This is a genomic window from Rhodopseudomonas sp. AAP120 (genome assembly GCF_001295845.1).
Taxonomy (GTDB): Bacteria; Pseudomonadota; Alphaproteobacteria; order Rhizobiales; family Xanthobacteraceae; genus Rhodopseudomonas.
In genome coordinates this window covers 27,811-41,024 of the sequence record NZ_LJIC01000061.1, presented here as the reverse complement: position 1 = coordinate 41,024, position 13,214 = coordinate 27,811, and the positions used below count along the sequence as shown (strand labels likewise).

The following is a 13,214-nucleotide window of genomic DNA, read 5'->3' as shown; positions in this document are numbered from 1 at the left end:
CCATGGAATTCGTCCGCAAAGCCGGCAACCTGTACGCCGAGGGCATCAACACCTGGCTCTCGCTCGCCAGCTACAAGCTGCCGCAGCCCAAGGCCATCACCGAAGATCATCTGCCCGGTGGCGGCATCATGAAGCTGGACGTGCCGATCGGGGCGATCGAGCAGCTCAAGCTGCAGTTCAATCTGAAGGGCGCGCCGCCTTCGGTGCTCGGTCAGTTCGGCCTCTCGCTCGGCGAAAGCAAGCTCTACACGGTCTACGAGCTGATGGTCGACGAGATGGACGGCACCCGGCGCGAGCGGATCATCACGATGCGCGGGCTTTTCCAGGAGTCCGATCCGGACGAGATGAAGGGCCGCGGCGTCAACGGCTACGCCTACCACATCGGCTCGATCACCGACTACGAGGACGTGATCGAAGGCTACGGCATCATCGCGGCGTACCGGTTCAAAACCAACATGCGGCGCGGCTATCTGGCGAGCGCGAACTCCGACCTCGAAAACCGCATCCTGCGGATCACGGGGTGACGAGGCAGCGGGCAAACGTCCTGTCCCAGCGTGAGCGGCAATACCATCCGCGAGCAACAGCGCGACACCGTGGGCGTGACAGCCGGGAGAGTACCGGCAACCAGTTTGCGTGCCTTTAAAGGAGCGTTCAATGCGCGAGGATCTGCCGCCGCCGGTCGATGGCGAACCGGCGCTGAAGCCGGTTACGCCGCCGCCGGGATCACCGGACTATCAGCGCAAGGTCGGCGAGACTTCGCAGCCGTCAGGTGCTACGCAAGCCGCTGCGGACAAGCCGGCCGCCGTGCCGCCGCCCGTGGCAATCCTCGACTTCGCTGGCGAACGCCGCAAGGTGTTTCCGCTGACACAGCCGTTCGATTGGAACGGCGCCAGCGTCTCCGAGATCACCGTTCGCCGCTTGGCGATGGTCGATGTCGACAAGCTGGTCAGCGAGAAGCGGCACGGCGATCTCTACGAGATCTACGCCGAGATGACCGGGCTGCCGGCGGCGGTGTTGCGCGGCATGGATGCTGACGATGGCGAGGCCATGATGGAGGCCGGTGCCGATTTTTTGCCCCGGTCACTGCGGACGGCGTTCGGCTTTACCTCGGACTGAAGCACTGGCGCAGCTTCGCGGCTCGCGTGGCCGCGGTGCTGTCTACTCCGCTGCCCGCCGTGATGGCGATGAGTTGGGATGAGGTGCTGCTGTGGTGGAGCGAGGCAGCTGATATCGACCGCGAGACCTGGGGCCACCTGAGGGGATCATGAGCAATCTCGACGTCTCGCTCCGGCTACGCCTGGTCAATCAGCTCGGCGGCCCCGCCAAGGAGGCCAAGCGGGAGCTGGAGAACGTCGGCGCAGCTGCCAAGAAGCTCGACGGCGCCAAGGCCGGCAAGCTCGCGGCCGATCTCGCGAAGACGAAGACAGAGGCCAAGGGCGCCGACGCGGCCCTGCAGAAGACGGCGGCAGGCGCTCGTAAGCTCGAAGCCGCCAAGGCGGATCGGCTCGGGCGCGATCTCGCCCGCGCGCGGACCGAAGCCACTGCCGGCATGAAGGCGCTGGCGCAGTTCAACACTCAGCTTCGTCAGCTCGACGGCGGACACGTCGATCGGCTCGTTCGCGGCTTGCGCAACGCGACGGCTCAGTCCGAGCGGTTGGCCCGAAGTATGCGTCGTGTCCGCGACGAGAGCCGCGCGGCTTCGCAAGGCGGCTCTGGAGGCGGTGTGCTGCCGCGGTCGACGCAACGACGTGCCGAAGGCGGCGCGATGCCGGCCATCATCGGCATGGGCGCACGCGCAACCGGAGTGCTCGGCGCCGGCTATCTGGCGTATCGGACCGCTGCCAATTCGGTTCGGACCGTGGTCGATCAGGACAAGGCCTGGGCGGAGGTTCGAAAGAAGGTCAACAACGCGACACCCGAGGATCTCGGTAAGCTGGACAAGCAATTGCGCGCGACCGCGCGCCGCTACGGTCTTTCGATCTCGGAGGTGTTCGAACAGGCGGCGGAAGCCGGCGCAGCCGGTATCGATAAGTCCGACCTTGTCAAATTCGTCGAGCTGACGACGCGGGCCTCGGTGGGTTGGGACACCACCGCGCGCGAAACTGCGCAACGCATTGCGGAGATCCGCGCGGCCACCGAGATGACGCTGCCGCAGATCGATGATCTGGCGAACAAGATCAATGCGCTGGGCGATAACTCGGCTGCCAAGGAGCGCGACATCGTCGAGATGTTTCATCGCTCGGGTGCCGCGGCGAAGGCCGCCGGTGTGCAGTACGACGACACCCTGGCGATCCTGACGGCGATCCGCTCGACGGGCATGCAGGAAGAAGTCGCCTCGCGTTGGTTCAATTCCTTCGTGTTCGACATGGCCGGCGCCAATGCCAAAGGTGACAAGGTTAAAGAGGCATGGAAGCGGCTCGGGTTCGATCCAAAGGCGCTCGCCAGCGGAATGAAGACGGACGCCACGGGCACCATCATGAAGGTGTTCGAGGCGATCAATAAGCTCGAGCAAACCAAGAAGATCGAAGTGCTGTCCGCGATCTTCGGCCAGGGCTGGCAGGATGAGACGGCGCGGGCCGCGCAGGCGATCGAGGAGATCAAGAAGCAAGTCGAGTTCGTCCGCAATCCCGCGAACTGGAAAGGCTCGCTGCAATCGAACCTGGACATTCAGCTTTCGACGACAGCCAACCACTGGGAACGGATTAAGACGGCGGCAAGCGAAGCCGCCAACCAGATCAACCGCGCCACCGGCGCGACCGGTGCCTTTAATTCGATCACCGAGGCGTTGTTGCAGCGGTTCGAGAAGATGCTCGGCCTTGGGAAGGACGGCAAGCCGGCAGAGCCTGAGAAGCCCCGCGCGGACGAGCCGGCCGGCGCGAAATCCAAGTACGCGGGGCGTATGCAGAGCTACGAGCATGCGAAAGCAACGCGCGCAGCGCTCACTGCGGCCAAGCCGAAGATGTCGGACTTCTCGGGCCGCTTCCAATCGCAAAACTATGCAAAGGCGCTCGCGCAGTGGGAACGCGAGCAGAGGGCCTACCGGACGGAGCGCGGTGCCGCTAACGCGGTTCCGGAGCCTCGCAACTATTCACCTGTACCGAGCTTCACACCGCCGAAGTTCGGCCGCCGTGGCGGGACGCCCTCGGATTCGCGCAACTTTACGCCGGTGCCGCCGGCTGCGGCTAGCGAAGCCGAAGGCACGATGCAGCGGATCAGCCGCGCTGTGGCCAGCGAGAGCGCCAAGGCTGTCGCAGAGTCGAAGTCGGCGGCCGAGCAGATCCGCGCCATGTGGAATTTCCAAGTGTCGCCGCAGATCTCGCCGCGCTTCTCGGGCCCAGCGGGCGCAGCACCGTCCAGCGGTGCCACGCCGGCACCTGCAACGCCAGCGCCTGCTGCGCCGAGCGGCAAGCGCGCGTCGCTGGGCGGCCGAGGCATCCAGGTGGGCTCGATCATCGTCAACGGCGCCGGCCGTGACGGCAACCGCATCGGCCAGGATATCGCCCGCCAGCTCGCCAAGCTTGGCGACAGCTCCTCCGCTCTTTTCGATACGGCGACGGTGTAGCCATGGCGCTGATGGCGATCGGACCGCACGTCTTCCAGGTAATCGGGCTCAACCACCAGGAGATCGACACGAGCAGCGAAGCCATCGTGGCCGAGGTCCCTCGCTTTGGTCTGATGGATGGCGCGCAGATGCACGGCATGAAGCGGCCCGAGATGTCGATCCGCGGGGTGCTTTATCCAGATCAGCTCGGCGGGCTGCCGGATTACGAGGGGCTACGCGCCGCGCAGTTCGCACTGCGACCGCTGCCTTTGATCCGCATGGGGCGGAGCTTCTCGGCTGCTGTGCTGGGCGCGGTGACGATCGAGCGGCTTTCGGATGTCGAGTCCTACGGCGGCAAGAAGGTGGCGTTTACGGTCGATTTGAAGGGCTACTACGGATGAGCACCTTCGACAGGCTTTACATCGTCCGGCGTGACGGCGAACGGCTTGACCGGATCGCGAAATCCGAGCTTGGCAGCGAACGCGACGGCGCGGTCGAGAGCATCCTGTCGCTCAACCCCGGCCTTGCGGCGCTCGGTTGGCTACTGCCACTAGGCACCCGGATCAAGCTGCCGGCGCGGCCGAGCAGCGGCCCAAAGCGGCCCACCATCAAGCGCATCTGGGGTGACGCATGACGCCGATCCTGAAGGTGATGAAGGGCGACGTCGACTTGATGCTGGGCATGGCGAAGGTGTTCGTCAGCGCCACCTTCACCGACAACGCCGGAGGCGAGGACGACGAGTTCGAGATCGAGGTCGACGACAATTACGGCCAAATCCCGTTGCCGCAGGAAGACGATCTGCTGATCGTGTTCGCCGGCTACAAGGAGACGATCGCGCCGATGATCGGCGCCTTCAAGGTCAACGGCTGGGATTCGGGCTGCGAGAACGGCGCCGAAACGATGAAGATGACGGCCCGCGCCGCCACCATGTCGGGCGAGTTCAAGGCCGGGGGCATGAAGCACTGGCACGATTCCACGCTCGGCCAAGTGCTGGAAGACACAGCGAAGGCGGCGAAGTTGTCGCTCGCGATCGACCCGGAGCTGGCGAAGGTCAAGCTGCCTTACGTGCTGCGCTGGGAGAACAGCCCGATCGACTTCGCGCAGCGCATCGCCTTCGAAGCCGGCGGCATCGTGAAGCCCGGCGGCCAGAAACTGGCGGTGACCAAGCGCGGCTCTGGCAAAGGCGCGGACGGTGGCGAACTGCCGGCGATCAACATCACCCGGGCCGGATGCTCGGGCTGGCGCATCAAGGGTGAGCCGCGGCCGCGGTACGGCAAGATCGAGGCGAGTTGGCACGATCCGAAGAGCGGCAAGCGCAAGTCGATCCGCTACTCGACCGGCGCGGATGGACCAACTCACACGCTGCTGCATCCGCGCGCGAGTGAGGACGAAGCCAAGCGCGCCGCCGAGGCGCACGGCCGCGCCCTCAACATGCTGACCGGCGGCGGTCATTTCGTCTGGGCCTACAACCCGACTTGGTCGGCCGGCGCCAAGGTGATCGCAACCGGATTTCGCGATGGCATCGACGGCACTTGGCTGTCGGAGTCGATCGCGACCACTTGGGCAAAAGGTCAGCCCGTCCTGTCCACCATCACGGTCAAGGCGCCGGCCGAAGGGAAAGGCGCCGAGGGAGAGAGTTGATGAGTACAAGCCACGCTGGCCCGACCTTCGCGGAGATCGCTCGGGCGATCGAGCACCAGGCCGAGATGTCCGATCGCCGCACCGGCATGACCGGCGGCGTTGTGATCGACCTCACCATCGGTGAAGCCGTGCTTCAGCAGATCTGCGCCGGCCTTCGCGTGCTGCACGATCAGGCGGTGCGGCCGGCCGATATGAAGGCGCCGCTGTAATGGGGCGGCCGTGGCGCAACTTCGACGGCTCTCTTCGTGCGATCTTGCATCTCCCGATGGAGATGGGACGGCCTTTAGGTGGCATCGTAACCGCATGCTGGCTGATTGCGCTGCTGCTGCTGGGGGCTGCGCTCTGGCTGCTGGTCAAGCCGGCGACAGCCGCTGCCTGTGATCGCCGCTGCGATGGCTTGGCGTCGTTCTACGGCAGCGAGTCGGGCACGCAGACTGCTTCCGGCGAGCGCTTCAATCCCGAGGCCATGACCGCCGCGCACCGCTGTCTGCCGTTCCGGACGCGGCTGCGGGTGACCCACAACGGCCGCAGAGTGACTGTGACCGTCAACGACCGCGGCCCGTTCATCCGCGGCCGTGTCCTCGACCTCTCCGAAGGCGCCGCGCGGGCGATCGGCATCACCCGTAAGGTCGGCGTCGGGCGGGTGGCGTGCGAGGTGGCGGGAGGCCCGTCATGACGCACTGCTGCCCGATCGCGGGCTGCTCGGCAGCCGTGCCGCAACAGGTGTTCATGTGCGCCAGCCACTGGCGGATGGTGCCGAGGCCGTTGCAGGCGGCGGTCTACGAGTCCTTTGAGACGACCGGCCGCCTCAGTGAGAACCACCGCGAGGCGGTGCGGGTCGTCGAGGCTATGGAAGCCGGCCGAACTGCGCTCGATCTGCCGCCAGGAATGAAGGCTTTGACGATCTGGCAGCCCTGGGCGTCGCTGGTGATGATCGGGGCGAAGCCCCACGAGTTTCGGCGCTGGAGCTTCGCCGACCGGCCACACCTCGCCAAGCTGATCGGACAGCGCATCGTCATCCACGGCGGCGCCCGACCGGTTCGTCCCGCCGAGCTGACCGACATCCTGGATCGGATCGAGGAAGGCGAAAGCGCGCTCGATGCGGCGATCGCGCGGCCGTTCGTTGAGGAGCTGCTGGCGGCGCGCCGCCGCAAGGAGACCGGACCGGCGCCGCTCGGCGTCGCCCTGGGCACCGCCGTGCTGGGCCAGCCGCGGCGCTGCATCGACCTTTTCGTCGACACGGTGGCAGACAGCACGCGGATCGACGAGCACATGTACGCTTGGCCGCTGACGGACGTACAGGCCTTCCCGTCGCCGATCCCGGCCGCGGGGGCGCAAGGCTTCTGGAATTTCACGTAACGCCTGGCGGCGGTTGGAGGGATGGGCATGGACGGCTCGAAACTTGAGCAGGTCGTGAACGCGATTGAGAGCGCCGAGATCAGCTGGAAGATGAGGCTGACGCGCCTGGTCGATGGGGTGGAGACCTATGAGCTGGTCTATTCCGATGGGACGCGGCTTGAATTCGACAATACCGACGACGCCTACGAGCACATTGCGCAGACGAAGCGGCTGAAGGCCGCCCGCGCTGCCATCCGTGCCCTGCTGGGGCCGACGAAGGCCATGGTTGATGCTGCCTACGCTGCGGCGGATGCCTACGAGGCCGGGCCGGCACCGAGGGTGTGGTGCGGCCTGTCCAGTGCCTTCAATGCGATGATCGAGGCGGCCCTTGAAGAGGGCTTAACGGCGTCTTCATCCGCCGATGAACCGCCTCAAACCGTTGCCACTTGATCTTGCGCGCGCTGCCATTCGATTTTGCGCGCTACAACTGGAGCGGGATGGATTGCTTTCTCAGAATTCTTTTCCAGCAGCGATAACTGCCGTTCCGCGATCTCAAACTGGCGGATAGGAAACAGAAACTGGCGGAGAGGGGGGGATTCGAACCCCCGATAGGCTTGCACCTATGCCGCATTTCGAGTGCGGTACAATCAACCACTCTGCCACCTCTCCGCGGCGCCGATACCGGGCCTTGCGGCCCGTTGTGGTCGGCGCTGTTCTTAAGGGAGCCGCGCCGGATTCACAAGCGGGGCAATGGGGCTTCGCCATAAAACTGTCGGCCTGCGCCGGCCGTTGCAGCCTCGGCCTCCAAGCCGAGGAGGCGGCGCTGTGCCCCCGTGCAATCGCGTCAGCCCAGCCCCTGGTCAGTCCTCCTTCTCCTTGCGGTCCTTTTCCTTCCCCTTGTCTTTGTCCTTGTCTTTCTTGGCCTTTTCCTTCGGCTTGCGATTGGTGAAGCGGGCGTTGCCGAGGCCGGTGCCGATCGTCAGAACACCCCAGCGGGTGAACTCCTGCATGAACGGCACTTCGCTGAGGCCCTGCGCCACGCCGTCATTGTGCATCAGGATCGCGGTATCATGGTCTCCGATCGTCGGGATGCCTTCGACCAGGCTGCGCGGTAGGTGGAATTTGCTGCTCTCCCAGTTGCCCGGCAGGTTCTGGGCGCCCTTCTCGATGGTGCCGTCGTCGTTAATGACGCCAGGACATGAGATGCCGATGAACGGAGCCAGCTTGAAGCCCTCCTTCTCGGCGTCGGCGATCAGGTCTTTCAGCATCTTGGTCAGCCGCTTGACGGCACCCTCGCGGGTCGGCTCGTCGTCGGCGTGGCGCCACAGGTCGGACTTCCAGACCGAGGCCTTGGACAGGTCCTTGGCCTTCTTCCAGCTGGTCTCGACCACGCCGCAGCGGATGTTGGAGCCGCCGATATCGACCGCCAGGATGCTGTCGTGGCCTTCAAAGATCCAGGACGGCGCCAGATGCAGGCAGCCGATCAGGCCGGCTTCGTCGGGATGATGGCGAATCGGCACCAGATCGATCTTGAAGCCTTCAGCCTTGAGCAGAATGTCGGTGCGGGCGATCGCCAGTTCGCCCACTCGGCTCTGGCGGAAGCCGCCGCCGACCACGATGCATTCGGTGTCGGTCCAGGCCTTGCTCTTGAGGAACCGCCGCGTGACGTAAGCCAGCTCCTGGGCGAATTCCTCGATCGCGCCGTGCACCAGCGCGGCGGCCGCGACGTCGTCGCCCACCAGCAGCTCGTCGAGCGTGCTCTTGCTGATTTCCTTGGTGTCTTTCTTGCCGAGCGGATCGTCGCCATTCTTTTTCAGCGGCTTGCGCGAAGCGTCCAGGATGCGCTGAAATGCGCCCTTCGAGGCGCGGTCGCCGAGAAAGCCGTCGTCGTCCTTGAGTTCGATATTATAGGTGTCGACGTCGACCGACGGCAGCCGGGCGGAGCCGTGGGCGGCAATGCCGGCGGTCGTCGTTGTCAAGATATCCTCAGCCATTCTGTTTCCCCGTATGAAGCCGCCTGACAACGGCGACGGAACCGGTTGGTTGCACCCCCCCCCGAGACATCGCGGCACTGGCTTGTGCTTGAGGCGATTCGGGTTTTTGCTGTTTTGGCCTTGACGGGTGGCGGCCCGCCGCTATAAGTCGAGCACCCGGCGTGGGCAGGTCCCGCGCCGAATTGCTTTGTGCGCCCGTGCCGAAGCCCCAAAAGAGGGCGAGGCCTTTCGCATAGACCGGCGGCCCTTGCGGTCGCTACCCACAACGACTGACCAAAAAGCCGGCCCGGTTCGTCCGAGGCTGGGATCGAACACGAAGGATGAAAACGATGTTCGCAGTCATCAAAACCGGCGGCCGGCAGTACCGCGTCGTTCCGGAAGATGTGCTCGAAGTAGGCAAGATCGAAGGCGAAGTCGGCACCATCGTGCAGCTCGGCGAAGTGCTGGTGCTGGGCGGTGATACCCCGGTGCTCGGCGCCCCCACCGTGGCCGGCGCGACCGTCGCGGCCGAGGTGCTGGACCACAAGCGCGGCCCGAAGGTGATCGCCTTCAAGAAGCGCCGCCGCAAGAATTCGAAGCGCAAGCGCGGCTATCGCGACGAGATCACGGTGCTCCGCATCACCGAGATCCTGGCCGACGGCAAGAAGCCCACGGTCGGTCCGCGGCCGAAGCGCGCCAAGGCCGAAACCGCTCCGGCAGCCGAAGCCGCCGAATAAGCGGCGACGCGCGGCAGCTGTGTCAAATCAGTGGATGATTCCGTCACGGAAATCGTCTAGGTAGAATTTGGATTTTGGAGACGAGCCATGGCTCACAAAAAGGCAGGCGGTTCATCGCGTAACGGGCGTGATTCTGCGGGCAAGCGCCTCGGGATCAAGGCTTACGGCGGCGAACACGTGATTCCCGGCAACATCATCGCGCGTCAGCGCGGCACCACCTGGCACCCCGGCCTCAACGTCGGCATGGGCACGGATCACACCTTGTTCGCCAAGGTGGAAGGCCGCGTCGAATTCCGCGCCAAAGCCAACGGCCGCACCTTCGTATCGGTTCTTCCGATTGCGCAGGCGGCCGAATAGACGGTGGACAAACAAGTGTCCGCCGGGTCCTGACAAACCGGCGGAGCACCAAGGGCTCCAGGGGAGGCGGGACAACCGACCTCCCCTTTCGTTTGCGTCCAATTTGTTTGATGCATCAGGAGCCCGCGATGTTGCAGGAAATCCCGACACCAACACCCTCGTTGCGCGAGGCGAGACCTTGCGTCCTCGAGACCGAGCGGCTGACGCTGCGCAAGCCGGCTCTCGCGGACGTCAAGGCGATTGCTCGCCTCGCCAATGATCGCCGGGTCGCCGAGATGACCCGCCGGCTGCCACATCCCTACACGCGCGACGACGCGGCCCGCTTCGTCACCTCGCTGGGCCAGGACCACGAAACAGTCTTCCTGATCGAGGCCGATGACGAACCGGTCGGCATGGTCGGCGTCGACTGGCGCAACTGCGAGGCGCCGGAGCTCGGCTATTGGCTCGGCACCGAGCATTGGGGCAACGGCTACGCCACCGAAGCGGCGCGCGCGGTGATCGACCTCACCTTCGAGGAATATCCGGTCAAGCAGATGATCTCGGCCGCGCGGGTGATCAACCCGGCGTCGCGCAACGTGCTCGAGAAGTGCGGCTTCCAATGGACCGGGGTCGAACTGCACCGGATGGAAGCGATCGGCTCGTCGACGCCGGTCGACTGCTTCCGCCTGACCCGCGGCGTGTGGTCGTCGCTGAAGAGCTGGGGCAGGACCCGGCGCAGCCGCTAACGCATATCGCACCGTACAGCTTCCGGAAGACATGCACGGCCGGGGTCGCCCGGCCGTTTTAATTCGACTGCTGCAAGTCGCCCTCTCCTGGCTAGCAATGCTTAACCAGGCCACCGCACACTCGGGCCCTCCCGAGTACGCAGGCTGGTCGCGGTCGCTTAGCACGGACGTCCACACAGGGAGTTCGACATGCTGACCCACCGCTACATCCAAGCCGTTCTTGCCCGCGACCTCGCCGATGATATCAAGCCGGCCGACAGTGCCCCCGAGATCACGGCCGCCGAAATCTCCGAACGCGCCGCGCGCGCAGAGCAGCATCGCGAGCGCACCGAACAGCTCAGCTTCCGCTTCGTCGATCTCGACCGCCGCTTCGGCATCTGAAGGAGCGCCGGCGGAGCCTCGTGCTCCGCCCAGGCTGCGTTCGCAGAGGCTTAACCAGACGCCATCTTCTCTTCTTCCGCTCCCCCGGACACACCCGGCCTTAAGGCATTCGGTGTAGTTGGAAGACCTGTCCAGCAGGAGGTTGATATGTCCGATTCGATCGAACAGACCGCCGCCGCTCACCCGGTGCCCGAAGAATTTCGCCGCGATCTCGACGCCTTCGAAACCCTCGAACGCCAGCTGCTTTCGGAGGAGCGCCGCGAGCGCGCCCGCCAGCTCGCCGAGCGCTTCGCGAGCCTCAAGCTGACGCTCGCGTAGCTTAATCAGGCTTTCGGTTCCTCGGATCTCGTGCTGCGATCGCGCAGCGCCAGGAACAGGCCTGCACCGATAATGACCGCGCCGCCGATCACGGTCGGCAGTGTCGGTACATCGCCGAACACCAGCCAGCCGAAGGCCGCCGCGAAGATGATCATCGTGTACTGATACGGCACCACCACGCTCGCCGGCGCGAGGCCGAGCGAGCGATTGACGCACAGCAGCGCCACCGCCGAGACGATACCCGCCAGCCCGAACCACAGCCAATCGACCGGCGCCGGCGTCATCCAGCCGGACGGCGCCATCAGCACCGCGCCGAGCAGCGCGGTGCCGATGAATTGCTGCGACGCCAGCACCATCGCGGGCGTCTGGCGCAGGAATCGGGTGATCAGCAGCAGCGCGGCGAACAGCACGCTCGCGAGAATTGCGATCAGCGCCGGCCAAGTCATTGTCTGCGGCGATGGCTGCAGCGCGATCAGCACGCCGCCGAAGCCGACGACGATCACCACCGCCCGCGTCCGGTCGATTCGCTCACCGAGAAACAGCGCGGCGCCGACCGATACGAACAACGCGGACGCCAGATAGAAGGTAATGACGTCGGCGAGCGGCAGATAGATGGTCGCGATGAAGAACGCCGCGACCTCGCAGGCTGCGATCAGGGTCCGCAACAGTTGCAGGCCCGGCCGTTCGAGGGAGCGGAACGCCGCCCGTTGCCGCCAGATCAGCGGCGCCAGCACGATCAGCCCGGCGATCGCGCGCAGCAGCAGCAACTCGCCGACCGGATAGGTCGCCACCACCTTCTTGCCGAGCGCGTCGCCGAACGAAAATGCCAGCATCGCCAGCAGCATCAGGGCGATGCCGGCGCCGTGCGCGCCATGATCGCCGGGGCCGGTGGACAATTTTCGAAGCAACCCCATATCGCTCGGGTACCTTTGCGGAGCCGGCGAAGGAACGCGGCGGCAGGCGCTTATCGCCAGCGGATCGAGGCGGCGCAAGGCTCGAAGACGGGACCGAACAGCGCGCTCCCGCCCGATCGCGGCTGTTGCCGCGCACCCTGCCCCTGGGATACGGATAGCCCATGAAATTTCTCGATGAAGCCAAGGTTTACATCCGCTCCGGTGACGGCGGGAACGGCTGCGTGGCGTTCCGCCGCGAGAAGTTCATCGAGTTCGGCGGCCCCAACGGCGGCAATGGCGGCCGCGGCGGCGACGTCATCGTCGAGGCGGCCGATGGGCTCAATACGCTGATCGACTATCGCTATCAGCAGCACTTCAAGGCCCAGAAGGGCGTCAACGGCATGGGCAGCGACCGCCACGGCGCCAATGGCAAGGACGTGGTGCTGAAGGTCCCGGTCGGCACCCAGATCTTCGACGAAGACAAAGAGACGCTGATCCACGACTTCACCAAGGTCGGCGAGCGCTTCGTGCTGGCCGAGGGCGGCAATGGCGGCTTCGGCAACGCGCACTTCAAATCCTCGACCAACCGCGCGCCGCGCCACGCTAATCCGGGCCTGCCGGGCGAGGAGCGCTGGATCTGGCTGCGGTTGAAGCTGATCGCCGACGCCGGCCTGGTCGGTCTGCCGAACGCCGGCAAATCGACCTTCCTGTCCAAGGTCAGCGCCGCCAAGCCGAAGATCGCCGATTATCCGTTCACGACGCTGCACCCGCAGCTCGGCGTCGTGAACAGCGACGGCCGTGAGTTCGTGCTCGCGGACATTCCCGGCCTGATCGAGGGCGCGCATGAAGGCGCGGGCCTCGGCGACCGCTTCCTCGGCCATGTCGAACGCTGCCGGGTGTTGCTGCATCTGGTCGATGCCACCTGCGAGCACGCCGGCAAGGCTTACAAGACGGTGCGGGGCGAGCTCGAAGCCTATGCGGAAACGCTGGCGGACAAGATCGAGATCGTGGCGCTCAACAAGATCGACGCGGTCGAGCCGGACGAGCTGAAGAAGCAGAAGGATCGGCTCAAGCGCGCCGCCAAGAAGACACCGCTGCTGATCTCGGGCATCTCTGGCACCGGCGTGGCGGAGGCGCTGCGCGCGCTTGCTATCGTGGTCAGCGAAGCGCCGGTGTCCGACAAGGCGATCGGCACCGCGGACAATCCGGCGGACGCCAAGCCGTGGGTGCCGCAGGACGCCTGAACTCGGCACTCTGCGCCTTTCGCGTAAGACTAAGCCGGCGCGCTTGCACCGGCGGAGTTGCTGCTG

At 65.4% G+C, this 13,214-nt stretch carries 19 protein-coding genes and 1 tRNA gene; 16 read left to right on the top strand and 4 right to left on the bottom strand.

The genetic code is table 11. The features are described 5' to 3' along the window. Positions 1–2: 2 nt before the first annotated feature. The gene (locus IP86_RS10715; protein ID WP_054162510.1) at positions 3–524 is read left to right on the top strand and encodes a phage major tail tube protein; all 522 of its coding nucleotides are present in this window, start codon (positions 3–5) and stop codon (positions 522–524) included. A gap of 130 nt (positions 525–654) precedes the next feature. After that, positions 655–1,116 carry a phage tail assembly protein gene (locus IP86_RS10710; protein ID WP_054162509.1) on the top strand — a complete coding sequence of 154 codons (462 nt, stop codon included), beginning with the start codon at positions 655–657 and terminating at the stop codon, positions 1,114–1,116. A 175-nt stretch (positions 1,117–1,291) separates the two neighbouring features. Here the strand turns inward: IP86_RS10710 and IP86_RS29075 are convergent, their stop codons facing one another. After that, a complete protein-coding gene (locus tag IP86_RS29075; protein WP_197279756.1) occupies positions 1,292–1,603 on the bottom strand; it encodes a hypothetical protein in 312 nt (103 codons plus the stop codon). A 162-nt stretch (positions 1,604–1,765) separates the two neighbouring features. Between IP86_RS29075 and IP86_RS10705 the strand changes: the two genes are divergently transcribed. From IP86_RS10705 to IP86_RS10670, 8 genes are read left to right on the top strand one after another with little or no spacing between them, the layout of a single operon-like run. Beyond that, on the top strand, positions 1,766–3,562 hold the full coding sequence (locus IP86_RS10705; protein ID WP_197279754.1) for a phage tail tape measure protein: 1,797 nt from the start codon (positions 1,766–1,768) through the stop codon (positions 3,560–3,562). 2 nt (positions 3,563–3,564) lie between these two features. Then, positions 3,565–3,942, top strand: coding sequence for a phage tail protein (locus IP86_RS10700; protein ID WP_054162507.1), 378 nt, complete (start codon positions 3,565–3,567; stop codon positions 3,940–3,942). Next, positions 3,939–4,175 carry a tail protein X gene (locus IP86_RS10695; RefSeq protein WP_054162506.1) on the top strand — a complete coding sequence of 79 codons (237 nt, stop codon included), beginning with the start codon at positions 3,939–3,941 and terminating at the stop codon, positions 4,173–4,175. The genes IP86_RS10700 and IP86_RS10695 overlap by 4 nt, the downstream gene beginning before the upstream one ends. After that, complete coding sequence (locus IP86_RS10690) at positions 4,172–5,182, top strand: phage late control D family protein (protein ID WP_054162505.1); 1,011 nt, start codon at positions 4,172–4,174, stop codon at positions 5,180–5,182. The genes IP86_RS10695 and IP86_RS10690 overlap by 4 nt, the downstream gene beginning before the upstream one ends. Next, positions 5,182–5,391, top strand: a complete 210-nt coding sequence (locus IP86_RS10685) for a hypothetical protein (RefSeq protein WP_054162504.1) — start codon at positions 5,182–5,184, stop codon at positions 5,389–5,391. The genes IP86_RS10690 and IP86_RS10685 overlap by 1 nt, the downstream gene beginning before the upstream one ends. Further along, positions 5,391–5,858, top strand: a complete 468-nt coding sequence (locus tag IP86_RS10680) for a septal ring lytic transglycosylase RlpA family protein (protein WP_082363933.1) — start codon at positions 5,391–5,393, stop codon at positions 5,856–5,858. The genes IP86_RS10685 and IP86_RS10680 overlap by 1 nt, the downstream gene beginning before the upstream one ends. Before the next feature lie 35 nt (positions 5,859–5,893). Beyond that, positions 5,894–6,541 carry an ASCH domain-containing protein gene (locus IP86_RS10675; RefSeq protein WP_245290593.1) on the top strand — a complete coding sequence of 216 codons (648 nt, stop codon included), beginning with the start codon at positions 5,894–5,896 and terminating at the stop codon, positions 6,539–6,541. Between the two features lie 27 nt (positions 6,542–6,568). Beyond that, positions 6,569–6,970, top strand: coding sequence for a hypothetical protein (locus IP86_RS10670; protein WP_156332464.1), 402 nt, complete (start codon positions 6,569–6,571; stop codon positions 6,968–6,970). Positions 6,971–7,099: 129 nt separating this feature from the next. Here IP86_RS10670 and IP86_RS10665 read toward each other — a convergent pair. Beyond that, positions 7,100–7,189 (bottom strand) — tRNA-Ser (locus tag IP86_RS10665). Positions 7,190–7,380: 191 nt separating this feature from the next. After that, positions 7,381–8,514 carry an ROK family protein gene (locus tag IP86_RS10660; protein WP_054162500.1) on the bottom strand — a complete coding sequence of 378 codons (1,134 nt, stop codon included), beginning with the start codon at positions 8,512–8,514 and terminating at the stop codon, positions 7,381–7,383. A 329-nt stretch (positions 8,515–8,843) separates the two neighbouring features. Between IP86_RS10660 and rplU the strand changes: the two genes are divergently transcribed. From rplU to IP86_RS29070, 5 genes are all read left to right on the top strand, one after another. After that, complete coding sequence (gene rplU, locus IP86_RS10655) at positions 8,844–9,230, top strand: 50S ribosomal protein L21 (protein ID WP_054162586.1); 387 nt, start codon at positions 8,844–8,846, stop codon at positions 9,228–9,230. 87 nt (positions 9,231–9,317) lie between these two features. Further along, complete coding sequence (rpmA, locus tag IP86_RS10650; RefSeq protein WP_011439148.1) at positions 9,318–9,587, top strand: 50S ribosomal protein L27; 270 nt, start codon at positions 9,318–9,320, stop codon at positions 9,585–9,587. A 128-nt stretch (positions 9,588–9,715) separates the two neighbouring features. Then, a complete protein-coding gene (locus IP86_RS10645) occupies positions 9,716–10,312 on the top strand; it encodes a GNAT family N-acetyltransferase (RefSeq protein WP_054162585.1) in 597 nt (198 codons plus the stop codon). Positions 10,313–10,501: 189 nt separating this feature from the next. Continuing rightward, positions 10,502–10,693, top strand: coding sequence for a hypothetical protein (locus IP86_RS10640; RefSeq protein ID WP_054162499.1), 192 nt, complete (start codon positions 10,502–10,504; stop codon positions 10,691–10,693). A 147-nt stretch (positions 10,694–10,840) separates the two neighbouring features. Beyond that, positions 10,841–11,011, top strand: coding sequence for a hypothetical protein (locus tag IP86_RS29070; protein ID WP_197279752.1), 171 nt, complete (start codon positions 10,841–10,843; stop codon positions 11,009–11,011). Between the two features lie 5 nt (positions 11,012–11,016). On the opposite strand, the gene IP86_RS10635 is transcribed toward IP86_RS29070, so the two are convergent. Then, the gene (locus tag IP86_RS10635) at positions 11,017–11,925 is read right to left on the bottom strand and encodes a DMT family transporter (protein ID WP_054162498.1); all 909 of its coding nucleotides are present in this window, start codon (positions 11,923–11,925) and stop codon (positions 11,017–11,019) included. 161 nt (positions 11,926–12,086) lie between these two features. Between IP86_RS10635 and obgE the strand changes: the two genes are divergently transcribed. Further along, positions 12,087–13,148, top strand: coding sequence for a GTPase ObgE (gene obgE / locus IP86_RS10630; protein ID WP_054162497.1), 1,062 nt, complete (start codon positions 12,087–12,089; stop codon positions 13,146–13,148). The last annotated feature ends 66 nt before the right edge of the window (positions 13,149–13,214 follow it).